At 66.5% G+C, this 21,018-nt stretch carries 20 protein-coding genes; 11 read left to right on the top strand and 9 right to left on the bottom strand.

The window, feature by feature from the left end:
* The gene (fghA, locus tag C7402_RS27615; protein WP_116612882.1) at positions 1-846 is read left to right on the top strand and encodes an S-formylglutathione hydrolase; all 846 of its coding nucleotides are present in this window, start codon (positions 1-3) and stop codon (positions 844-846) included.
* 77 nt (positions 847-923) lie between these two features.
* Here the strand turns inward: fghA and C7402_RS27610 are convergent, their stop codons facing one another.
* The 3 genes from C7402_RS27610 to C7402_RS27600 are packed head-to-tail and all read right to left on the bottom strand — an operon-like array spanning position 924 to position 3,687.
* Positions 924-1,706 (bottom strand): metal ABC transporter permease, encoded by a 783-nt coding sequence (locus C7402_RS27610; RefSeq protein ID WP_112173303.1) that lies wholly within the window; start codon positions 1,704-1,706, stop codon positions 924-926.
* The gene (locus tag C7402_RS27605) at positions 1,699-2,673 is read right to left on the bottom strand and encodes an ABC transporter ATP-binding protein (protein WP_116612881.1); all 975 of its coding nucleotides are present in this window, start codon (positions 2,671-2,673) and stop codon (positions 1,699-1,701) included. The genes C7402_RS27610 and C7402_RS27605 overlap by 8 nt, the downstream gene beginning before the upstream one ends.
* A 24-nt stretch (positions 2,674-2,697) precedes the next feature.
* A complete protein-coding gene (locus tag C7402_RS27600) occupies positions 2,698-3,687 on the bottom strand; it encodes a metal ABC transporter solute-binding protein (RefSeq protein ID WP_116612880.1) in 990 nt (329 codons plus the stop codon).
* A gap of 345 nt (positions 3,688-4,032) precedes the next feature.
* On the opposite strand from C7402_RS27600, the gene C7402_RS27595 reads away from it, so the two are divergent.
* From C7402_RS27595 to C7402_RS27570, 6 genes are all read left to right on the top strand, one after another.
* Entirely contained in the window at positions 4,033-4,821 is a 789-nt protein-coding gene (locus tag C7402_RS27595) for an L-iditol 2-dehydrogenase (protein ID WP_224040805.1), read from the top strand.
* 62 nt (positions 4,822-4,883) lie between these two features.
* Positions 4,884-6,218 carry an ABC transporter substrate-binding protein gene (locus C7402_RS27590; protein WP_116612878.1) on the top strand — a complete coding sequence of 445 codons (1,335 nt, stop codon included), beginning with the start codon at positions 4,884-4,886 and terminating at the stop codon, positions 6,216-6,218.
* Between the two features lie 148 nt (positions 6,219-6,366).
* Positions 6,367-7,311, top strand: coding sequence for a carbohydrate ABC transporter permease (locus tag C7402_RS27585; protein WP_208949010.1), 945 nt, complete (start codon positions 6,367-6,369; stop codon positions 7,309-7,311).
* Positions 7,308-8,177 carry a carbohydrate ABC transporter permease gene (locus tag C7402_RS27580; RefSeq protein ID WP_116612877.1) on the top strand — a complete coding sequence of 290 codons (870 nt, stop codon included), beginning with the start codon at positions 7,308-7,310 and terminating at the stop codon, positions 8,175-8,177. Before C7402_RS27585 ends, C7402_RS27580 begins: the two co-directional genes overlap by 4 nt.
* A gap of 12 nt (positions 8,178-8,189) precedes the next feature.
* Positions 8,190-8,876 (top strand): HAD family hydrolase, encoded by a 687-nt coding sequence (locus C7402_RS27575; RefSeq protein ID WP_244314953.1) that lies wholly within the window; start codon positions 8,190-8,192, stop codon positions 8,874-8,876.
* 37 nt (positions 8,877-8,913) lie between these two features.
* Positions 8,914-10,023: an ABC transporter ATP-binding protein gene (locus C7402_RS27570; protein ID WP_112173296.1), complete on the top strand. Its 1,110-nt coding sequence runs from the start codon at positions 8,914-8,916 to the stop codon at positions 10,021-10,023.
* Between the two features lie 132 nt (positions 10,024-10,155).
* On the opposite strand, the gene C7402_RS27565 is transcribed toward C7402_RS27570, so the two are convergent.
* The 3 genes from C7402_RS27565 to dalD form a co-directional block, all read right to left on the bottom strand.
* A complete protein-coding gene (locus C7402_RS27565; RefSeq protein ID WP_112173295.1) occupies positions 10,156-11,103 on the bottom strand; it encodes a sugar-binding transcriptional regulator in 948 nt (315 codons plus the stop codon).
* Positions 11,104-11,147: 44 nt separating this feature from the next.
* Entirely contained in the window at positions 11,148-12,629 is a 1,482-nt protein-coding gene (gene xylB, locus C7402_RS27560) for a xylulokinase (protein WP_116612875.1), read from the bottom strand.
* Between the two features lie 113 nt (positions 12,630-12,742).
* Positions 12,743-14,149, bottom strand: coding sequence for a D-arabinitol 4-dehydrogenase (gene dalD, locus C7402_RS27555; RefSeq protein ID WP_116612874.1), 1,407 nt, complete (start codon positions 14,147-14,149; stop codon positions 12,743-12,745).
* Between the two features lie 289 nt (positions 14,150-14,438).
* Here dalD and C7402_RS27550 point away from each other — a divergent pair, with 289 nt between their 5' ends.
* Together C7402_RS27550 and C7402_RS27545 are read left to right on the top strand one after the other, a co-directional pair.
* Entirely contained in the window at positions 14,439-14,705 is a 267-nt protein-coding gene (locus C7402_RS27550) for a YlcI/YnfO family protein (protein ID WP_116612873.1), read from the top strand.
* Positions 14,702-15,043, top strand: a complete 342-nt coding sequence (locus C7402_RS27545; protein ID WP_116612872.1) for a type II toxin-antitoxin system RelE/ParE family toxin — start codon at positions 14,702-14,704, stop codon at positions 15,041-15,043. Before C7402_RS27550 ends, C7402_RS27545 begins: the two co-directional genes overlap by 4 nt.
* An 11-nt stretch (positions 15,044-15,054) precedes the next feature.
* Here the strand turns inward: C7402_RS27545 and miaA are convergent, their stop codons facing one another.
* The gene (gene miaA / locus C7402_RS27540; protein ID WP_116612871.1) at positions 15,055-16,059 is read right to left on the bottom strand and encodes a tRNA (adenosine(37)-N6)-dimethylallyltransferase MiaA; all 1,005 of its coding nucleotides are present in this window, start codon (positions 16,057-16,059) and stop codon (positions 15,055-15,057) included.
* On the bottom strand, positions 16,056-18,215 hold the full coding sequence (mutL, locus tag C7402_RS27535; protein WP_116612944.1) for a DNA mismatch repair endonuclease MutL: 2,160 nt from the start codon (positions 18,213-18,215) through the stop codon (positions 16,056-16,058). Before mutL ends, miaA begins: the two co-directional genes overlap by 4 nt.
* A gap of 235 nt (positions 18,216-18,450) precedes the next feature.
* On the opposite strand from mutL, the gene C7402_RS27530 reads away from it, so the two are divergent.
* On the top strand, positions 18,451-19,137 hold the full coding sequence (locus tag C7402_RS27530) for a DedA family protein (protein ID WP_112173288.1): 687 nt from the start codon (positions 18,451-18,453) through the stop codon (positions 19,135-19,137).
* Between the two features lie 88 nt (positions 19,138-19,225).
* On the opposite strand, the gene C7402_RS27525 is transcribed toward C7402_RS27530, so the two are convergent.
* On the bottom strand, positions 19,226-20,041 hold the full coding sequence (locus C7402_RS27525) for a mechanosensitive ion channel family protein (RefSeq protein WP_116612870.1): 816 nt from the start codon (positions 20,039-20,041) through the stop codon (positions 19,226-19,228).
* A 280-nt stretch (positions 20,042-20,321) separates the two neighbouring features.
* On the opposite strand from C7402_RS27525, the gene C7402_RS27520 reads away from it, so the two are divergent.
* Positions 20,322-20,993: a ParB-like protein gene (locus C7402_RS27520; RefSeq protein ID WP_116612869.1), complete on the top strand. Its 672-nt coding sequence runs from the start codon at positions 20,322-20,324 to the stop codon at positions 20,991-20,993.
* Positions 20,994-21,018: the final 25 nt, after the last annotated feature.

Raw genomic sequence — 21,018 nt, 5'->3', positions numbered from 1 at the left:
ATGCTGAACCTGATCGAGGAACACGCCTGCCATGGCGGCGTGCAGCGCATTTATCAGCACGAGTCGGAAACCATCGGCCTGCCGATGCGCTTTTCGGTGTATCTGCCGCCGCAGGCGCGCACGGCGAACGTGCCGGGGGTCTTCTATCTCGCGGGCCTGACCTGCACGGAGGAGACGTTCCCGATCAAGGCGGGCGCGCAGCGCTTCGCCGCGCAACACGGCCTCGCGCTCATCACCCCCGACACGAGCCCGCGCGGCGCGAACGTGCCGGGCGAAGCCGATGCGTGGGACTTCGGCGTGGGGGCGGGGTTTTATGTCGACGCCACGCGCGAACCGTGGTCGAAGCACTGGCGCATGTATTCGTACGTGCGCGACGAACTGCGCGCGAAGGTGACGACGAATCTGCCTGTCGACGGCGCGCGTCTCGGCATCTTCGGGCATTCGATGGGCGGGCACGGCGCGTTGATGCTCGCGCTGCGCAATCCGGACATTTATCGCTCGGTGTCGGCGTTCGCGCCGATCGCGGCGCCCACGCGCTGCCCGTGGGGCGAGAAGGCCTTCAGCGGCTATCTGGGCGACGACCGCGAAGCGTGGAAGCAATACGACGCGAGCGAACTGGTGGCGAAGGCGACGCGCAAGTTCGAGGAGGGCATCCTCGTCGATCAGGGCATGGCCGATTCGTTCCTGCCCACCCAGTTGAACCCCGATGTGTTCGAAGCCGCGTGCAAGGCGGCGGGGCAGCCGCTCACGCTGCGCCGCCACGAGGGCTACGATCACGGCTACTTCTTTATCCAGTCGTTCGTCGAGGATCATCTCGCGCATCATGCGCGGATCTTGTCGAAGTAACGCAAGCGAGCCATACAAACGAAAAAGGCGTTGCCACCGGAAGGGGCAACGCCTTTTTTCGATGCGCGCGCAACGTGCTAGCGACGCCCGATCAAGCTTGCACCATACACCAGCGCGGCGAGCGCGGTGATCCAGAAACTCGTGGGCCAGTCGGTGTAGTACGCGAGCGTCACGCCGAGCCACGCCTGCACGAGCGCGAGCAGCGCGGCGAGCACGAGGCCCGTGGAAAGGCGCGTGGTGAGGTTCTGCGCGGCGGCGGCGGGCCCGACCATCAGCGTGAAGACGAGCAGCACGCCGACGATCTGCGTGCACGCGGCCACGGCGAGTGCGGCGATGGCGAGAAACAGCATCGACACGGCGCGCAGAGACACGCCCTTCGCTTCGGCAAGCTCCGGTTGCAGCGAGGCGAACAACAGCGGCCGCATGATGGCCGCGAGCGCCACGAGGCTCGCCACGGCCAGCGCCGCGAGCACGCCCAGCGTTTCGCGGCTCACGCCGAGCACGTTGCCGAACAGGAGCGCCGTGACCTGGGTGGCGTACGACGTGAAGAAGTGCAGGAACAGCAGGCCGAAGCCGAGCGCGAGCGAGAGGATCACGCCGATCGCGACATCGCGGCCCGCGAGCTTTTCGCCGAGCGCACCCATCGACACGCCCGCTGCGAGCGTGAAGCCCACCATGCCCCACATCGGCGAGACACCGAGCAGCACGGCGCCCGTTGCACCCGTGAAGCCCACGTGCGAGAGCGCGTGGCCCGCGAACGTCTGCCCGCGCATCACCAGAAAGTAGCCGACGATGCCCGCGAGCACCGCGACGATGCCCGACGCCGCGAAGGCGTTCACCATGAAATCGTATTCAAGCATCGTGCGTGTGGCCGTGTGCGTTGTCGTTATTGCCGTGGCTGTGGCCGCCGTCGTGAGCGTGGCCGTGACCATGATCGTGCGCATGGTCGTGCTCATGCTCGTGGTCGTGTTTTTCGACTTCCACGTCGCCCGACATCACGAAGATGCGGCCCTTCATGCGCATCACCTCGATGGGCGAGCCATAGAGGCGCGAGAGCACGGGCGCGGTGATGACTTCGTCCACGCTGCCGAGCGCGGCCACGCCGTTGCCGAGATAGAGCACGCGGTCGAGCGCGTTGAGCAGCGGATTGAGTTCGTGCGCGGAGAACAGCACCGCGATGCCGAGCTCGCGCTGCACGCGGCGCACGAGTTCGACCACGCCGCGCTGATGGTTGGGGTCGAGGCTGATGAGCGGCTCGTCGAGCAGCAGCAGCTTCGGGTCGCCGAGCAGGCATTGCGCGAGCAGCAGGCGCTGGCGCTCGCCGCCCGAAAGCTCCGAGAGCGGGCGGTCCGCCAGCGCGGTCGCGCCCACGAGATCGAGCACGCGCTCGACGTCGGCGCGCGTGGTCGCGTCGGCGCGCGGCAGGCCCCAGCGGTGGCCGTCGGCGGCCATCGCCACGAAGTCGCGGCCGCGCACGCGGCGGCTCGCGAGCGCGGTGCGCGTTTGCGGCATGTAGCCGATCTTCGCGTTGCCGCGCGCGACCGGCTCGCCCAGCACGCGGATCGCGCCGTGCGAGGCCGGCACGAGGCCGAGAATGGCGCGCATGAGCGTGGTCTTGCCCGCGCCGTTCGGCCCGAGCACGCCGATGAATTCGCCCTGGTTCACCGCGAAGTTCGCGTCGCGCAGGATCGTGCGCTCGCCGAGTGCGAGGCTCACGCCCGCGAGCGTGAGCACGGGTGCGGGCGCGCGGTGCGCGCCATGAGCGCCATGGTGTTGCGCGCCTTGCTGTGAAGCGAGATCAGTGGGCGAGGGGCCGGCCCCTGTCATGGCGTGTGTCCTTGCTGAATACGATTAATGTTGATTCTGCGCGCTCGCGGCGAGCGCTTTGTCGAGCGCTTCGAGCTGGGCGAGCATCCATTGCTGGAAGTTCACGCCGGCCGGCTGCGTTTCGGTCACGCTCACCGACGGCACCTTCGACTGCTTCGCCAGTGCCAGCATGCGCCGCGTGAGCGCTTCGGTCGCCTGGCTGTTGTAGATCAGCACGCGCACGCGGCGCTCGCGCAGGTCGCGCTCGAACGCGGCGATGTCCGAAGCGCTCGCCTCGGTGTCGTTCATCGCCGCGAGCTGGAAGCGCTGGTTGCGCATATCGAGGCCAATAGCGTCCGACATGTAGCCGAACACCGGCTCCGTAGCCGTGACCGGCTGGCCCTGGTAGTGCGCGCGCAGCGCCGCGACCTTGGCGTCGACCGGTTGCAGCGAGGCGAGGAACGTCGCCAGGTTGGCATCGTACACGCTCTTGTGCGCCGGGTCCGCTGCGCCGAGCGCCGTGCTCACGGCGCGCGCCACGGCGGGCATGGTTTTCGGGTCGTACCAGAGGTGCGGATTGCCGCCCGCTTTCTTGCCGACGAGGTCCGCCGCGACGATCGTCGCGCGGTCGTTGCCGCTTTTGCCCGCGCCCGTTGCGCCGAGCAGCTTGGTCATCCACGGGTCGTAGTCGGCGCCGTTATAGACCACTACGCGCGCGTTCTGGAGCGCGCGGGCCGTTTTCGGGCTCGCCTCGAAAAGATGCGGGTCCTGATCGGGGTTGCTGAGGATGCTTGTGACGTCCACATAGCTGCCGCCGATCTGCTTGACGACGTCGCCATAGAAGTTCTCGGCGGCGACCACCGGAATCGCGGCACTGCCCGCCTGCGCTGCCAGGGCCGCGCTCGCGCCGCCGAGCGCCGTGCCCAGCGCGAGGGCGAGCCCTGCCGCGAGCCGCGCGAGCGCGGGGGTAACGCGCGTTAGCGCGCCCGTAGTGGCGGGGCGTTGGGGGCAATTCGCGCGGGTGAACGTCAGCATGGTTCTATCCTTGTTTATAGCGGAATCTGAAAGAGGCGCGGGAGCGTCGGCGTCGCGAAGGCGAGATGATATAACGTATCACTTCTCTTGGCGAGTCAGCTCGCCGTCCGGCCAAGGGGGCCGGATCTCCATGCCACGCCCCGCGAGGGCTTGCGCGCCGCACCATCGAAATGTCGGTCAATCGCGTTCGTTCGCCTTGACAGGCTCCGACTCGTATCCGATCATTCGATCAACGAAAGAGCAAATGCTCACATGTGGGGCGATCGCCCAGATGCACTTCACCAAAGTGTTTTTCTGGCGCCCCACACGAATGAAACCGGAGACAAACCTGTGGCACATTCCGCGATCCCGGCGGCAGGACGTTTGCAGGACAAGGTAGCCGTGCTCACCGGCGCGGCGAGCGGCATTGGCGAGGCGGTCGCGCAGCGCTATCTCGACGAAGGCGCGCGCTGCGTGCTCGTTGACGTGAAGGCCGCCGGATCCATCGCGCCCACGCTGGCTGCCGCGTACCCCGAGCGCGTGCTGGCAGTGAGCGCGGACGTCACGCGACGCGAGGACATCGATCGCATCGTGCTCAGCGCGGTCGAACGCTTTGGCCGCATCGACATTCTCTTCAACAACGCGGCGCTGTTCGACATGCGCCCGCTTCTCGACGAATCCTGGGACATTTACGACCGCCTCTTCGCGGTGAACGTGAAGGGCATGTTCTTCCTCATGCAGGCCGTGGCGCGCCGCATGGTCGAACAAGGGCAGGGCGGCAAGATCATCAACATGTCCTCGCAGGCGGGCCGCCGCGGCGAGGCACTCGTTTCGCACTACTGCGCAACCAAGGCTGCGGTGCTGAGCTACACGCAGTCGGCGGCGCTCGCGCTCGCGCCGCATCGCATCAACGTGAACGGCATCGCGCCGGGCGTGGTCGACACGCCAATGTGGGAGCAGGTCGACGCGCTCTTCGCACGCTACGAACATCGTCCGCTGGGCGAGAAAAAGCGCCTCGTGGGCGAGGCCGTGCCGCTCGGGCGCATGGGTCTGCCCGAGGATCTCACGGGCGCCGCGCTCTTTCTCGCGTCCGCCGACGCCGACTACATCACCGCGCAGACACTCAACGTCGACGGCGGAAACTGGATGAGCTGACCCTTCCCGCAGCCCTTGCACAACGCAATACGACATAACGCAACGAACAAGGAGACAACGTCATGAAGCCAGCAATGAAGACCGCAGCAAAGTGCATAGGTCGAGCGGTGAGTGCCGGCGCACTCGTCGCCGCGGCGAGCGCCGCTCACGCGCAGACCGTCACGATCGCCATGTTGAACAACCCGGACATGATCGAGCTGAAGAAGCTCTCGCCGGCCTTCGAGAAGGCCAATCCGGGCATCAAGCTGAACTGGGTGATTCTGGAAGAAAACGTGCTGCGCCAGCGCGCGACCACCGACATCACGACCAACAGCGGCCAGTTCGACGTGATGATGATCGGCACCTACGAGGCGCCGCAATGGGGCAAGCGCGGCTGGATCGTGCCGATGACGAACCTGCCCGCGAGCTATGACATCGACGATGTGGTGAAGACCGCGCGCGACGGCCTCTCGTACAACGGCACGCTTTATGCGCTGCCGTTCTACGTGGAAAGCTCGATGACGTATTACCGCAAGGATCTGTTCGACAAGAAGGGCCTCAAGATGCCCGAACAGCCCACCTATGACCAGATCAAGGACTTCGCCGACAAGCTCACCGACAAGTCCGCCGGCACCTACGGCATCTGCCTGCGCGGCAAGGCCGGCTGGGGAGAGAACATGGCGTACGTGACGACGGTTGCGAACACCTTCGGCGGCCGCTGGTTCGACGAGAAGTGGCATGCGCAGCTCACCTCGCCCGAGTGGAAGAAGGCCGTGAACTTTTACGTGGATCTGTTGAAGAAGGACGGCCCTCCGGGAGCGAGCTCGAACGGCTTCAACGAAAACCTCACGCTGATGTCCTCGGGCAAGTGCGCGATGTGGATCGACGCGACGGTGGCCGCCGGCATTCTCTACAACAAGCAGCAGTCGCAGGTAGCCGACAAGATCGGCTTCGCGGCCGCGCCGACGCAGGCTACGCCGAATGGCGCGCACTGGCTGTGGTCGTGGGCGCTCGCGGTGCCGAAGTCGTCGAAGTCGCAGGACGCCGCGAAGAAGTTCATCGAATGGGCCACGTCGAAGGAATACGTCCAGATGGTCGCGCAGGACGAGGGCTGGGCTTCGGTGCCGTCGGGCACGCGTATTTCGACGTACCAGAATCCCGAGTACAAGAAGGCCGCGCCGTTCTCGGACTTCGTGCTCAAGGCGATCCAGACCGCCGATCCGAATCACCCGACCGCGAAGCCGGTGCCGTACACGGGTATCCAGTTCGTCGGGATTCCTGAATTCCAGTCGTTCGGTACGGTCGTGGGCCAGAGCATTGCAGGTGCCGTGGCCGGGCAGATGAGCGTCGATCAGGCGCTGGCCGCGGGCAATGCCGCTGCCGACCGCGCTGTGGCGCAGGCCGGGTACCAGAAGTAAGGGTAGCAAACGTAGCCACGCTGCGATGTTCCCGCAGCAAGCGTAGTGCCGCGAGCGCGCGCCGGGCCACCCGGCGCGGCGCGCCCCCTCGCGAAGCCGATGTCGCGCCGTGCCACGAGCCGGCGCGCAACCGAGAAGGGTGGTCCTCATGCGTCATCTCCATCTCCCCATGCCTATATTCAATCGAGCGCGTACGCCGCAGAAACCGCAGCAGGTCGAGACACGCCGCTCGGCGTCACGCTGGCTCGTGACGCCGTCCGTCGCGGTGCTGCTGCTGTGGATGACGATTCCGCTCGCGATGACGATCTGGTATTCGTTCACGCGATACAACCTGCTGAATCCGGACCTGAAGGGTTTCGCGGGCTTCGACAACTACAAGTTCCTTGCCACTGACCCCTCGTTCGTGCCGTCGATCGTGCACACCATCGAGCTGATCGTGGCGGTGCTCGTGATCACCGTGGTGGGCGGCGTGCTGATGGCGGTGCTGTTCGACCGCAAGTTCATCGGCCAGGGCGTGGCGCGCCTGTTCGCGATCGCGCCGTTCTTCGTCATGCCCACGGTGAGCGCGCTGATCTGGAAGAACATGATCCTGCACCCCGTGTACGGGCTCGTGGCCATCGCCATGCGTTCGATAGGCATGACGCCCATCGACTGGTTCGCCGTGTATCCGCTCACGGCGGTCATCATGATCGTGGCGTGGCAGTGGCTGCCGTTCGCGTTCCTCATTCTCTTCACGGCGATCCAGTCGCTCGACCAGGAGCAGAAGGAAGCCGCGAAGATCGACGGCGCGGGCCCGATCGCCTTGTTCTTCTACATCACGCTGCCGCACCTGCGGCGCGCGATTGCCGTTGTCGTGATGATGGAAACCATTTTCCTGCTGTCGATCTTCGCCGAGATCTACACGACCACGGGCGGCGGTCCCGGCAATGCGACCACCAACCTCACTTACCTGATCTACTCGATGGGCCTGCAACAGTTCGACGTGGGCATCGCCTCGGCTGGCGGCATTCTCGCCGTCGTGCTCGCGAACATCGTGTCGTTCTTCCTCGTGCGCATGCTCGCGCGCAACCTCAAAGGGGAGTACGAAAAATGAGCCAGATTACCGCTACGCCCGCGCCATCGCCCGACGCGGTCAACCGTTCGTCGCCGCTCCAGTTCATCGGCCGCGTGCTGCCGGGGCTGCTTGCCTGGCTCATCGCGCTTGCGCTGTTCTTCCCGATCTTCTGGATGACGATCACGGCGTTCAAGACCGAGCAACAGGCCTATATTCCGACGATCTTCTTCCTGCCGACGCTCGACAGCTTCCGCGAGGTGTTCGCGCGCAGCAACTACTTCTCGTTCGCGTGGAACTCGGTGCTGATCTCGGCCGGCGTGACCGTCGTCTGCCTGCTTCTTGCCGTGCCCGCCGCGTATGCGATGGCGTTCTTCCCGACCCAGCGCACGCAGAAGGTCCTGCTGTGGATGCTCTCCACGAAGATGATGCCGTCGGTGGGCGTGCTCGTGCCGATCTACCTGCTGTGGAAGAACACCGGGCTGCTCGACACCGTGTCCGGTTTGATCATCGTCTATACGCTCATCAACCTGCCCATTGCGGTGTGGATGACTTTCACGTATTTCAATGAGATTCCGCGCGACATTCTCGAAGCCGGACGCATGGACGGCGCGGCCACGTGGCAGGAAATCGTCTATCTGCTCATGCCGATGGCGGTGCCAGGGCTCGCTTCCACCGCGCTGCTGCTGATTATTCTTTCGTGGAACGAAGCATTCTGGAGTATCAATCTGTCCAGCTCCAACGCCGCGCCGCTTACCGTGTTCATCGCCTCGTATTCGAGCCCCGAGGGGCTGTTCTGGGCGAAGCTCTCCGCGGCATCACTGCTCGCGGTGGCGCCGGTGCTGATCGTCGGCTGGCTTTCGCAGAAGCAACTGGTGCGCGGCCTCACCTTCGGGGCGGTCAAGTAAATGGACAAGGCAATGCCCATTCAAGCCCTGATCTGCGACTGCGACGGCGTGCTGATCGACAGCGAAGCCGTGGCGGCCCGTGTGCTGGTGCGCGAACTCGAAGCACGCTGGCCAGGAGTCGACGCGGCGCCCGTGGTGATGCCGCTGCTCGGCCAGCGTATCGAGCGCGTGCTGGGCGGCGCGGGCGAGGCGCTCGGGCGCAGCCTGAGCGCCACCGATGTCGACGCGATCCGCACGGTGGCCGAAGCCGAAGCACGAGAGGCGCCGCTCTTTCCGGGCGTCGTGGCCGCGCTGCAAGCGGTGACGCTCACCAAGGCCTGCGCGAGCAACAGCTACACGGCCGTGGTGCGCGAGGTGCTCGCGCGCAACGGACTCGATCGCTTCTTCGGCGCGCGCGTGTATTGCGCCGATATCGTCGCGCGGCCGAAGCCCGCGCCCGACGTCTATCTCGCCGCGGCGCAAGGCATGGGCGTGACGCCCGCCGCGTGCCTCGTGGTGGAGGACAGCGTGACGGGCGTGAGCGCGGCGCGCGCGGCGGGCATGATGGTGCTCGGCTTCGTGGGCGGCACGCACGTGGGCGGCGACGCGCACGCCCACGAGTTGCGCGAGGCGGGCGCAATCGAAATCTTCGACGACATGACGACGCTGCCCGCACGGGTGGCGCAACGAATCAACCAGGCGGATGCGCGTTCGTATTGAGCGATATCGGGCAATTCCGCGGCAACGGAGACACATCATGGCAAGCGTGATCCTCAGAGACGTACTGAAGCGCTACGACGACAACGAAGTGCTGCGCGACGTGAACCTCGACATCGGCGACGGCGAGTTCGTGGTGTTCGTGGGCCCGAGCGGCTGCGGCAAGACCACGCTCATGCGCATGATTGCGGGGCTGGAGGACATCAGCGGCGGCGATTTGATGATCGATGGCACGCGCATGAACGACGTGCCCCCGGCCAAGCGCGGCATTGCGATGGTGTTCCAGTCGTACGCGCTGTATCCGCACATGACGCTCTACGACAACATGGCGTTTGGCCTGAAGCTCGCGGGCGCGAAGAAGCCCGAGATCGACGCGGCCGTGAAGAACGCCGCGAAGATCCTGCACATCGACCATCTGCTCGACCGCAAGCCCAAGCAGCTTTCGGGCGGCCAGCGGCAGCGTGTGGCGATTGGGCGCGCGATCACGCGCAAGCCCAAAGTGTTCCTGTTCGACGAGCCGCTTTCGAATCTCGACGCCGCGCTGCGCGTGAAGATGCGTCTGGAATTCGCGCGCCTGCACGACGAGCTCAAGACGACGATGATTTACGTGACCCACGACCAGGTCGAAGCGATGACGCTGGCGGACAAGATCGTCGTGCTTTCGGCGGGCAATGTCGAACAGGTTGGCAGTCCGAATCGTCTTTATCACGCGCCGGCGAACCGGTTCGTCGCGGGCTTCATCGGCTCGCCGAAGATGAACTTCCTCGACGGCACGGTGCAGCAGGTCGGCAGCGACGGCATTGTCGTGCGCTACGAAACGGGCGATACGCAGAAGGTGGCGGTCGAGCCGGGCAATGCGCGCGAAGGCGACAAGGTGACGGTGGGCATCCGCCCCGAGCACCTGCACATCATGACGGGCGCGGAAGGCGTGAGCGCGAAGGCGATGGCGGTCGAGTCGCTCGGCGACGCCGCTTATCTCTACGCCGAATGCGCGGTTGCGCCCGAGGGCCTGATCGCGCGCATTCCGCCGCTGGAGCAGCACCAGCGCGGCGAGGCGTTGAAAGTCGGCTCGACGCCCGATCATTGCCATCTCTTCAATGCAGATGGTCTCGCGTTCGAGCGTCGCTTCGCGCAGCAACTGGCTGCGTGAATTCACTGGCTTGCCGGACGCACCGCCTCGCTGGCTGAGGCGGTGTACTGTGTGGCGAGGTACCTGAGGTTGCCTTTGATAGCCCGCTTCGTGCGGGCTTTTTTTGTCTTCGGCGTATGGAGGCGGGAGGCGTCAGCGTGCGAGCGCGGCGCGCGCGCACAGCTCATCGGTCACGAGCCCGGAGAGCCAGCCGCCGTTGAGCGCCGCGATCACTGCATCGCGCTTGCGCGCGCCGCCGGCAAAGCCGATGGTCGGGCGGCGCGGCGGCGAATCGAGGTACACGCTCGTCACGCGGCGGCCGGTGGGCGAATCCACGCGCTTGCCGGCCGCGTCGATCGGCAGGCCGAGCATCTCGGCCACTGCGCCCTGATTCATCAGCTCGCGCACTTCGTCGGACGTGATGAAGCCGTCCTCATGCAGCGGGCAATGCTCGCCGATATTGCCGATGCCCACGAACGCGACATCGGCCTCGCCCGAGAGCGATTCGACGATGCGATAGAGCCGGTGATTGCACCATTGGGCGCGCTCGGCCTCGTTGTCGGCGATGAGCGGCGCGGGCAGCAGGAAATGCTTGCCACCGGTCTTCTCGGAGATATGCAGCGCGACGTCGTAGCGATTCGACGAGCCGTCCTGCGCGATCGCGCCCACCATCGAAACCAGCCGGTGCTGCGGCCGCTCCAGTTGCGCGATCTGATCGACGGCGGCCTTGAGCGTGCGGCCGCTGCTCACGGCCACCACCATCGGCCGCTCTTCGGTGAGGTAGCGCTCCATCACCTGTGCGCCCGCCACCGCGAGCTTGCGGTCGATCTCCTCGGGCGTGTCGTTGTCCACCGGCACCACTTCGCAGACCGAAAGGCCGTAGCGTTTCGACAGCGCATCGGCGAGCGCGAGGCAGTCGGCGAGCCGGTGATCGACGCGCACGCGAATGAGATTCTTCTCGACCGCGAATGCGACGAGGCGCTGCGCGACCGGACGCGACACCTGGAGTTTCTCGGCGATTTCGTTCTGGGTGTTGCCGGCCACGTAGTAGAGCCAGGCGGCGCGGGTCGCGAGATCGAGTTTTTCGGTGGACTTGGGCACGGTGGTGGTCGAGGCTGGATCGGGGCCGAAGTGTACTGCACACCTTACGCGAGGCGTTCGCGCGAGGGCTCGAAGAGTGGGCGTACGTGGCGGTACAGCGCGCGGTAGGCCGTGAGCCGCTCGCGCAGCGCCGCGTGGCGCGTGGCGTTCGGCGTGTACTCGGCCACGACTGGGGGCTTGGTCAGCACTTCGCGCGCGTCGCCGCCCGCTGCCAGCCAGCCCAGCCGCGCCGCGCCGAGCGCCGCGCCCGTCTCGCCGCCGCCGTGCTGGCGCGTGGGCGTGTTGAATGCGTCCGCAACGAGTTGCGCCCAGTAGCCGCTGCGCGCGCCGCCGCCCAGCATCGAGAGCGCGCCCACTTCGGTGCCTGCGGCCGCGAGCGCGTCGAGCCCGTCGGTGAGCGCGAGCGTCACGCCTTCGAGCACGGCGTAGCCGAGCAGCGCGCGATCGGTCGCGTGCGTCATGCCGAAGAACACGCCTTGTGCGTACGGGTCGTTGTGCGGCGTGCGCTCGCCCGAGAGATACGGCAGGAAGAGCGGGGCTTCGTTGAGCGTTTGCGGACTGAGTTGTTCGACTTCGGCGAGCAGCGTGGGCTCGTTCGTGCCCGTGAGCTTGCAGACCCAGCGCAGGCAGCTTGCCGCTGAGAGCACGACGCTCATCTGGTGCCAGCGGTCCGGAATCGCGTGGCAGAACGCATGCACGGCGGAAGCCGGGTTGGGCCGGAAGCGGTCGCCCACCACGCAGAGCACGCCCGAGGTACCGAGCGAGACGAAGCCGTCGCCGGGCTGCGTCGCGCCGATGCCTATGGCACTGGTCGCGTTGTCGCCGCCGCCCGCCGCCACGATCACGTCCTCGCGCAGGCCGAATTCGCGCGCAATCGCGGGCAGGAGCGTGCCCGAGGGCGCGCTGCCTTCGGCAAGCGAGGGCATTTGCGCGCGTGTCATGTTGCAGGCGTCGAGCAGCGCGTCGGACCAGTCGCGCCTGGCCACGTCGAGCCAGAGCGTGCCCGCCGCATCGGAGGGATCGGAGACCTTGCCGCCGGTGAGTTGCAGGCGCAAGTAGTCCTTCGGCAGCAACACGCAGGCCGTTTCGCGAAAGATCTTCGGCTCGTGGCGCGCGACCCACAGCAGCTTGGGCGCGGTGAAGCCCGGCATGGCGAGATTGCCCGCAATGCGATGCAACTGCGGTGCACGCGCGGTGAGTTCGGCGCACTCGTCCACGGCGCGCATGTCGTTCCAGAGGATCGCCGGGCGCAGGACGTTGTCGCGGGCGTCGAGCAGCACGGCGCCGTGCATCTGCCCGGAAAGGCCGATGCCGCGCACCTGCCCGAATTCCTGCGGATGGGCTTCGCGCAGCGCGGCGAGCGCGCGGCGCGTGCCGTCCCACCAGTCGGCGGGATTCTGCTCGGACCAGCGCGGGTGAGGGCGCGAGACGACGAAAGGCGTGCCGGCCGTGCCGATCACGCGGCCGTCGGGCGCGAGCAGCAGGACTTTCACTTCGGAGGTGCCGAGGTCGATGCCGAGATACATAGGCGCGCTGAAGTCTTGATGAGAGTTGCGCTACTTTAGCCGCGCACCGGACGCGGCGCCATGCGCGCCGACCCGGAGGGCGCGCGTGGTGCGGGGTTCAGGTGTGGCCGGTATCAAACGCTGCAACCGCGCGAGGCAAGCCACTGGTCGACACGTGTGAGCGCGCCGCGCACGGCGCTGCCCAGCGTCGGGTTGCCGGCCAGGCCGCCCCATAGCAGTTTGTCGCCGAGAAACGTCGAGACGGGGTCGCCGCTGTCGAACATGCGGTGCACGGCGGCTTCGTCCATCACGCCGTCCTGGTAGCGGTAGGGCAGCGTGCCCTTATGCCAGCGTTCGAGAAAGTGCAGGAACAGCGCGGGCAGCATGGCCGTGGCGGCGGGCGTCGCGCCGGCGGCGATGCGTTGCGCGAGGGTCGGCGCGATGAAGCCGGGGATCTTCGAGTAGCCGTCGGCGGCCACGCGCTGGTTCGTGTCCTGGATGTACGGATTGCTGAAGCGCTCCAGCACGACGTCGCGATACTTCGCGAGATCGAGCGGGCTGGGCGTGAGGCAGGGGATCACGTCCTCGCTCACGTACTCGCGCGCGAAGGTGCGGATATCGGCGTCCTGGGTGCCTTCGTGGATGAAGTCGAGCCCGACGAGCGTGCCCGCCCAGGCGATGCAGCTATGCGTGGCGTTGAGGATGCGGATCTTCGCTTCCTCGTAGGGCATCACCGACTCGACCATCTCCGCGCCCGCGCGCTCCCAGGCGGGTCGCCCCGCGCAGAAGTGATCCTCGATCACCCACTGGATGAACGCCTCGCCCATCACGGGGCATGCGTCGTCCACGCCGGTCGCGGCTTTCACGCGTTCGCGCACGTCGGGCGTGGGGCGCGGCGTGATGCGGTCGACCATGGAGTCGGGGCAGGCCGTGTTCGCGTCGAACCAGTCGCGCAGGTCCGTTGCGCCGCGCAGCGCGAGAAACTCGCGCATGCCCGCGTGAAAGCGCTTGCCGTTGCTGCGCAGGTTATCGCACGTTTGCAGTGTGACGGGGCCGCCGTTGCGCGCCATGCGCGCTTCGAGAATCGCGGCGAGCGCGCCGTAGATCGTCGTGCGGCCGTCCTTGAGATCGGCGGCGAGGTCGGGATTCGCGGTGTCGAGGCGGTCGTGCTCGTCGAGGTAATAGCCGCCTTCGGTCACTGTGAAGGCGATGATCTTGCAGTCGGCGTCCGCGCCCGCGTCGACCAGACTCGCGAGATCGGCGGACCACGGCAGCACGCGTGTGATCGAGTGAATCTCCTCGTATGCGCGCTCGCCCTGCGGCGTGACCGTTTCGAGCATGTAGGCGCCGTTCTGCGCGGCGAGCGCGTCCATCACGGCGTTCATGTCGGAGCGGATATTGCCGACGGTGAGCGACCAGGCGGCCTCGCCGGGCTTGCGCGTGAGGTTCACGCGATGCAGATACCACGCCTGATGCGCCCGGTGAAACGACCCGGCGCCGATGTGCAGGATCACGTTCGCATGGCTGCGTTCGGTGTTCATTCGGTGTCTCCTTACTCAAAGCGGCCGCCAGGCTCATGCCTGAGCAATTGCTCTATTGTTGAACGAATGATCGTATCCGGTCGATCGAAAGTCAAGCGGAGGGCGGCGGTTTTCGGTGGCGCGGTGCGATGGGGGGCGACTCATGCGTCGTGAAAGGACGCAGCCGCCTCGGGGCTGGGAACGAATGTTGTGATGCACAAAGGGTGTGGCGCCGCGTGTAACCATTGGCCGAATGGTTCAAGCGCCGCGTGCTACTATCTGCATTACATTTGCGATGCAAGGAGAGGCAATGAAGACCGCCACCATGCCCCCGCTGCGCGTTGACCCCGAACTGCGGCAAGCTGCGGAAGACGTGCTGCACGAAAACGAGTCGCTCTCCGCGTTCATGGAGGCCGCACTGCGCGAAGGCGTTGCGCGCCGCCGTCTACAGCGCGAGTTCGTTGCGCGAGGGCTGGACTCGCGTGAACAGGCGCGGCGGGACAACGATTATTTCGCTGCCGACAACGTGCACGCCGAACTCGAGGCGATGCTGCACGCGAAGCGGAAAGATAAATGAGTTTTCGCGTTCGCTACACACGCGGTGCGCGCGACGACCTCAAAAGGCTCTACGGTTTTTTGCTCGAGTACGACGTCGAGGCTGCGGCTCGTGCGCTCGACGCCATACGCCGGGCCACGGAACTGCTTGCGAGCTTCCCGTTCACGTGCCGCAAGGTCGATGACGCTAATCCCTTTCTGCGCGAGCTGGTGATTTCCTTCGGCAACGCCGGCTATGTCGCGCTGTTCGAAATCGAGGGCGCAAAGCGGGACGAGACCCTGGCTCCCGCGCCGCACGATACGGTTCAGTACGTCACGATCCTCGCCGTTCGTCATCAACGCGAAGACGACTACCACTGACGGCTTTCGCCTTAGCCGCCGCTCCGACCCAACGCGGGCGCCAATGCGCGCTCGACCGCCGCGACCGCCTGCACGGTCGCATCCGCCGCGCAGCAATCCACGACGATGCGCTCCGGCATCGCGCGCAGCCACGTGAGCTGGCGCTTGCAGAGCTGGCGCGTGGCGAATACGCCTTTATCGCGCATGGTGTCGTAATCGACTTCGCCGTCGAGGTATTCCCACACCTGGCGATAGCCCACGCAGCGCATGGACGGCAGGTTGGGGTTGAGATCGCCGCGCGCGCGCAGCGCCTTCACCTCGTCGATCAGACCGCTCGCGAGCATCGCGTCGAAGCGCGCTTCGATGCGCGCGTGCAGCACGCCGCGATCCGACGGTTCGAGCGCGATGGGCACGAAGCGGTAGCGTGCGGCTTCGTCTTCGCGCGTGGAGGGCGTGGCGAGCAGCACCGACATCGGCTGCCCGCTCAGCATGAAGATTTCGAGCGCGCGCTGGATGCGTTGCGAATCGTTCGGCGCAAGACGCGCCGCCGTGGCGGGATCGACCTGGGCCAGGCGCGCATGCATGGCGGGCCAGCCGTCGTGTGCGGCATCGGCGTCGAGTTGCGCGCGTACGGCCGGGTCGGCCGAAGGCAGGTCGTTCAGGCCTTGCGTGAGCGCCTTGTAGTAGAGCATCGTGCCGCCCACCAGCAGCGGGACGTTCCCGCGCGCGACGATCTCGCCCGTCACGCGCAGTGCGTCGGCGCGAAAGTCGGCGGCGGAATAAGCGTCCACGGGATCGACGATGTCGATCAGGTGATGCGCGACGGCCGCGCGTTCGGCGGCGCTCGGCTTGGCCGTGCCGATGTCCATCTCGCGATAGACGAGCGCCGAATCGATGCTCACGATTTCCACCGTGTGCCCGCGCGCCGCCGACTGCGCGGCATAGGCGAGCGCGGCCGCTGTCTTGCCCGACGCCGTCGGGCCGAGCAGGCACGCGACGGGCAGCGCGCCGGTTCCGTGTTTCGTGGACTGCGTCATTGACCGCGCATGAAAAGCCGATCGAGATCGGCGAGTGTGAGCTGGTACCAGGTCGGCCGGCCGTGATTGCACTGGTCGGCGCGCTCGGTGACTTCCATCTGGCGCAGCAGCGCGTTCATCTCGTCGAGCGTGAGCCGCCGGTTCGCGCGCACCGCGTGGTGGCAGGCGAGCGTGCCGAGCATCTCGTGCTGGCGCTCGGTCAGCACGCGCGAGCCGCCGTACTCGTGCAGGTCGGCGAGCACGGCGCGCGCGAGCGCCTGGAGGTCGGCGTCCTTGAGGAGCGCGGGCACGGCGCGGATCGCGATCGAGGTGGGGGAGAGCACGGCCAGGTCAAAGCCCAGCGCTTCGAGCGTCGCTTTCTCTTCCTCGACGGTGCCGGTCTCGACGGGGTCGGCCGTCATCGAAATCGGGATCAGCAAGGGTTGCACGGCGAGCGAACGGTCGGCGAGCGCCTGCTTGAACTGCTCGTACAGGATGCGTTCGTGCGCGGCGTGCATGTCGACGATCACGAGGCCGCGCGCGTTTTGCGCCAGCACGTAGATGCCGTGCACCTGGCCGAGCGCGAAGCCGAGCGGGTGATCGTCGCCGGCATCGAAGGCGGGCGGCGGGGCGCTTGCGGTGAATGCCCCGGCTGCGCCGTCCTGCGCCTGCGGCACGGTCGCGCCTTGCGCGGTGCCCGCGCCAACGTCCTTGCGGCCGAACAGCGCGTCGTAGAGCGCGAGCGGCTGTGCAACGGGCAGGCTGCCTTGCTGCATGCGCGACTGGCGCAGCCAGGTGTTGCCTGAGCCCGCTCCCGCGCCGCTGCCGCCACCCGCCGGGCTGAAGCCCGACGCGTGCGTACCTGCGCCGCCCGTGCCGCCAAAGCTGCTCGCCACGCTCGCGGTGCCGAACTTGCCTTCCGCCCCGAACGTGCCGCCCGAGCGCGGGAAATCCGTGGCGCCGGAAGCGCCCGCAGTGCCCGATCCACCCGACGCACCCGACGTCAGCCCGACCGAACCGCCGAGCACCCCGGCGCCCGGCAACGCCCGCGGCTCGATGAGCGCGGCGTGTCCGCCCGAGGTCGTTTCCGGCGAAGCGCCCGCATGGCGTGCCAGCGCGCGCTGCACGGCATGGAACACGAACTGGTGAATCGAGCGCGAGTCGCGAAAACGCACTTCGATCTTCGAGGGATGCACGTTCACGTCGACGGCCTCGGGCGGCAGGTCGAGGAACAGCACATACGACGGATAGCGGTCGCCGTGCAGCACGTCCTCATAGGCTGCGCGCACCGCATGCGTGAGCAGCTTGTCGCGCACGAAGCGACCGTTCACGAAGAAGTATTGCTGGTCGGCGCGATTGCGGCTCGCCGTGGGCAGGCCCGCGCAGCCGTACACGGCGAGCGGTCCCGCGCGCTCGTCGAGCGGCAGGTGCGCCGTGGCGAACACTTCGCCGAGGATCTTCGAGACGCGCGTGGCGGGATCGCTCGCGTTCCAGTGCTCGACCGCACGCCCGTTGTGCAGCACCGAGATCGCGACGTCCGGGCGCGCAAGCGCGCTGCGGCGGATCATTTCCAGGCAGTGGCCAAGCTCGGTCTGCTCGCTCTTCAGAAACTTGCGGCGTGCGGGCGTATTGAAGTACAGCTCGCGCACTTCGATCGTCGTGCCCTGGCCGCCTGCCGCGGGCGAGATCGAGCCCGTGTGCGCGTCGATCTTCACGGCGTGCGGCGCGTCGGCGCTGCGGCTCGTGATCGACATCTCGGCCACCGAGGCGATCGACGCCAGCGCTTCGCCGCGAAACCCGAGCGTCGCGACGCTCTCCAGCTCGGCGAGCGAGCGGATCTTGCTCGTGGCGTGGCGCATGAGCGCGAGCGGCAATTCGGCTTCGGGAATGCCGCAGCCGTCGTCGGCGATGGAGATGCGTTTCACGCCGCCCTCGTCGAGCAGGATGCGCAGCGTGCTCGCGCCCGCGTCGAGCGCGTTTTCGAGCAGTTCCTTGACGACCGACGCGGGCCGTTCGACCACCTCGCCCGCGGCGATCTGGCTGATGAGCTGGTCGGGCAGGGCCTGGATCGCGCGCGCGGGCCGGGCGGCGCGCGGGGCGGCCGTGTCGCCGCCGGTTTCGGCGGTTGCGCCTGGCGCCTCGGGCGTGGCGCCGATGGGTTCGGAATTCGAAGACATGCGCGCAATTATAACGAGTCGGCGAGCCGCGGCCTCGCGCCCCGAAGACCCGGTCGAAAGCGCCAAAATGCCGTCAGCATGGTGCGCTTTGTGCGCGAATTCACCGAAAATCACGGGAATTTTTCGTGACGCCGGGCACTTTCGGTATGATGGCGCGGTCAATTTTGCTTCTCGCGCAACACTGGGCCGACACGTCTTTTTTTGGGGTGCGGCCCACGATCAATAAGGGACACTTTTGGATACGCTGCTACAGTTCGCCAACCTTGTCTTGCACATCGACAAGTTTCTTGGAGTCTTCATCCACCAGTACGGCGCGTGGGTCTACGCGGTGCTGTTTCTCATCGTGTTCTGCGAAACCGGGCTCGTGATCCTGCCGTTTCTGCCAGGCGACTCGCTGCTGTTCATCGGCGGCGCGTTCGCGGCCACGCACGAGATGAATCTCGGCCTCCTGATCACCTTGCTGATCGTCGCGGCGGTCACGGGCAACACGGTCAATTATCTGATTGGCCGGGCCATCGGGCCGAAGGTGTTCAACACGCGCATTCCCGTGCTCGAGCGCTTCCTGGACCGTGCGGCGCTCCAGAAAACGCACGACTTCTACGAGCGTCATGGCGGCAAGACGATCGTGCTTGCGCGCTTCATTCCCGTCGTGCGCACGTTCGCGCCGTTCGTGGCCGGCGTTTCGCAAATGAGCATGCAGCGCTTTCAGCTTTTCAACATCGCGGGCGCGCTGTTCTGGGTGCTGCTGCTCGTGCTGCTCGGCTTCTTCTTCGGCAACATCCCGTTCATTCGCCAGTACCTCAATGTGATCGTGCTCGTCGGCATCGGCGCCGCGATCGTGCCGGTCCTGATCGGCGGGCTCTGGAAGATGACGCGCAAGAACGCGAGCGGCGCCGCGGTGCGCAAGCCCAACGGCGGCTGAGCACGCGGCTTGCCCGAGCGGCAACGCGGAAAAGAAAAACGGCATCGCCCGCGAGGGCGATGCCGTTTTTTGTTGGGACGAGCCGCCGTTATCCGCCCGCGCGGCGAATGATCGAAGGCGTTTCGGGCGTGGGGTAGCCCGCGTCCTTGAAGGTTTCGACGATCGCGCGGTTTGTGTCGAAGTACACCTGCCAGTAGGTGTCGTTGCTCGTGAAGGGCCGCACGGCCAGCAGCGGGCCTTCGGGCGTGAACGAGAGGATCTCGACGTCGGGCGGCGGCTCCTGCGAGACGTTCGGAATCTTCGCGAGGGCCGCGCGCAAGCGGTTGGCGGCGTCGACGGGATCGACGCCGTTGGCGATCTTCGCGGTCAGCTCGACGCGGCGCAAGGGCGTCGCGCTGTAGTTCGAGATGGTGTCCGAAAAGATCTTGTTGTTGCCGACGATGTTCACCACGTTGTCCGGCGAAATGATGGTCGTGCCGAAGATGCCCAGCTCCTTCACGGTGCCCGTCACGCCGCCCGCCGTCACGAAGTCGCCCACCTTGAACGGCCGCAGCACCTGCATGAACACGCCCGCCGCGAAATGCGCGAGCAGGCCGCCCCACGCCGTGCCGATGGCGAGACCGAGACCGGCGAGGAGCGCGGCGAACGACGTGGTCTGCACGCCGAACACCTGGAGGATCGCGAGGACCAGCAGCAGGTTCAATACGGCGGCGAGGATCGAGCTGAGGTAATGCGCGAGAGTGGGATCGATGCGCTGGTTACGCGCGAGCACCTTGCGCAGCAGGCCGGCGACGAGATTGATGGCCCATCGTCCGATGATCCACAGGACGATCGCCGCCACGACCTTGGTCCCGAAGTCGATGCCCCGGGTCATGATGAATGTGCGGATGGTTTCGAGATCCAAAATGCCCTCGCTTGTGTCGTTGGTTGAGCAGGCAAGACATGGAACTGACGGAACTGACTGAAGTGACATGTGGGCGCATGACGAACGCGCGTGGCTATCGTCGTCTGTCCCTCAGCGCATTTATAGGCGAAGCGGCGAAAGCGTGCATCCTGCGTGCCCGCTCGCCTCGGGATTGACCCTGCGCAGGGCGCGCCCGGCGCGTGGGCGATTGTTACGGCATACGGGATCAATCGGCGGTATCGTTGCGCGATTGGCTCAGACACCAAAAAGGAGGACCGCAATGAACCTTCAGAACACCGATCTCCATCTCGTCACCGTGAAGCTCGACGAGCTGCGCCCCACGCAGATCACCGTTGGCCTGCGCGAAGTGAACGTCAAGCGCGCACACTGGAAAGCGCTCGACAAGAAGGGCCGCGCGTCGGCCATCGACTCGCACTGGTTCCCGGCCGTGCTCGGCCCGAAGTCGCGCTATTTCGTGGTCGACCATCACCACCTCGGGCGCGCATGGCTCGAAGAAGGCGTGGCGAGCGTGCGCGTGACGGTGCTCAAGGATCTCTCGTGGCTCGAGCCCACCATCTTCTGGCGAATGATGGAGCACAACCAGTGGGTGCATCCGTTCGACGCGGCGGGCGAGCGCTGCGAGTTCGACCAGTTGCCGCGCCAGCTTCTCGGTCTGGCTGACGACCCTTACCGCAGCCTCGCGGGCGAGTTGCGCACGGCCGGCGGCTATGCGAAGGACACGACGCCGTTCAGCGAATTCCTGTGGGCCGACTACCTGCGCCGCAAGGTGTCCGAAACGCGTTTGCGCAAGGACTTCGACGCCGCGCTCGCCGACGCGCTTTCGCACGCGCACGATTCCGACGCGCGCTATCTGCCGGGTTGGTCGGGCGTGGTGCCCGCCGCGGCCCCGGCGGCGGCGCCACAAAAGGCCGGTAAGAGCAAGAAAAGCTGAAGCGTGAGCCGGGTGTGTCGAGAGA

This window comes from Paraburkholderia unamae (genome assembly GCF_003096875.1).
In the GTDB taxonomy this organism is placed as follows: Bacteria; Pseudomonadota; Gammaproteobacteria; order Burkholderiales; family Burkholderiaceae; genus Paraburkholderia; species Paraburkholderia unamae.
This window is presented reverse-complemented; position numbering and strand designations above follow the sequence as displayed.

Bases quoted from the DNA above. Each gene is read 5' to 3' on its own strand.
- C7402_RS27610 (WP_112173303.1), bottom strand. From the start codon at position 1,706: ATGCTTGAATACGATTTCATGGTGAACGCCTTCGCGGCGTCGGGCATC.
- C7402_RS27570 (WP_112173296.1), top strand. From the start codon at position 8,914: ATGGCAAGCGTGATCCTCAGAGACGTACTGAAGCGCTACGACGACAAC.
- C7402_RS27590 (WP_116612878.1), top strand. From the start codon at position 4,884: ATGAAGCCAGCAATGAAGACCGCAGCAAAGTGCATAGGTCGAGCGGTG.
- C7402_RS27550 (WP_116612873.1), top strand. From the start codon at position 14,439: ATGAAGACCGCCACCATGCCCCCGCTGCGCGTTGACCCCGAACTGCGG.
- C7402_RS27580 (WP_116612877.1), top strand. From the start codon at position 7,308: ATGAGCCAGATTACCGCTACGCCCGCGCCATCGCCCGACGCGGTCAAC.
- C7402_RS27520 (WP_116612869.1), top strand. From the start codon at position 20,322: ATGAACCTTCAGAACACCGATCTCCATCTCGTCACCGTGAAGCTCGAC.
- mutL (WP_116612944.1), bottom strand. From the start codon at position 18,215: ATGTCTTCGAATTCCGAACCCATCGGCGCCACGCCCGAGGCGCCAGGC.
- miaA (WP_116612871.1), bottom strand. From the start codon at position 16,059: ATGACGCAGTCCACGAAACACGGAACCGGCGCGCTGCCCGTCGCGTGC.
- dalD (WP_116612874.1), bottom strand. From the start codon at position 14,149: ATGAACACCGAACGCAGCCATGCGAACGTGATCCTGCACATCGGCGCC.
- C7402_RS27605 (WP_116612881.1), bottom strand. From the start codon at position 2,673: ATGACAGGGGCCGGCCCCTCGCCCACTGATCTCGCTTCACAGCAAGGC.
- C7402_RS27545 (WP_116612872.1), top strand. From the start codon at position 14,702: ATGAGTTTTCGCGTTCGCTACACACGCGGTGCGCGCGACGACCTCAAA.
- fghA (WP_116612882.1), top strand. From the start codon at position 1: ATGCTGAACCTGATCGAGGAACACGCCTGCCATGGCGGCGTGCAGCGC.
- xylB (WP_116612875.1), bottom strand. From the start codon at position 12,629: ATGTATCTCGGCATCGACCTCGGCACCTCCGAAGTGAAAGTCCTGCTG.
- C7402_RS27575 (WP_244314953.1), top strand. From the start codon at position 8,190: ATGCCCATTCAAGCCCTGATCTGCGACTGCGACGGCGTGCTGATCGAC.
- C7402_RS27600 (WP_116612880.1), bottom strand. From the start codon at position 3,687: ATGCTGACGTTCACCCGCGCGAATTGCCCCCAACGCCCCGCCACTACG.
- C7402_RS27585 (WP_208949010.1), top strand. From the start codon at position 6,367: ATGCGTCATCTCCATCTCCCCATGCCTATATTCAATCGAGCGCGTACG.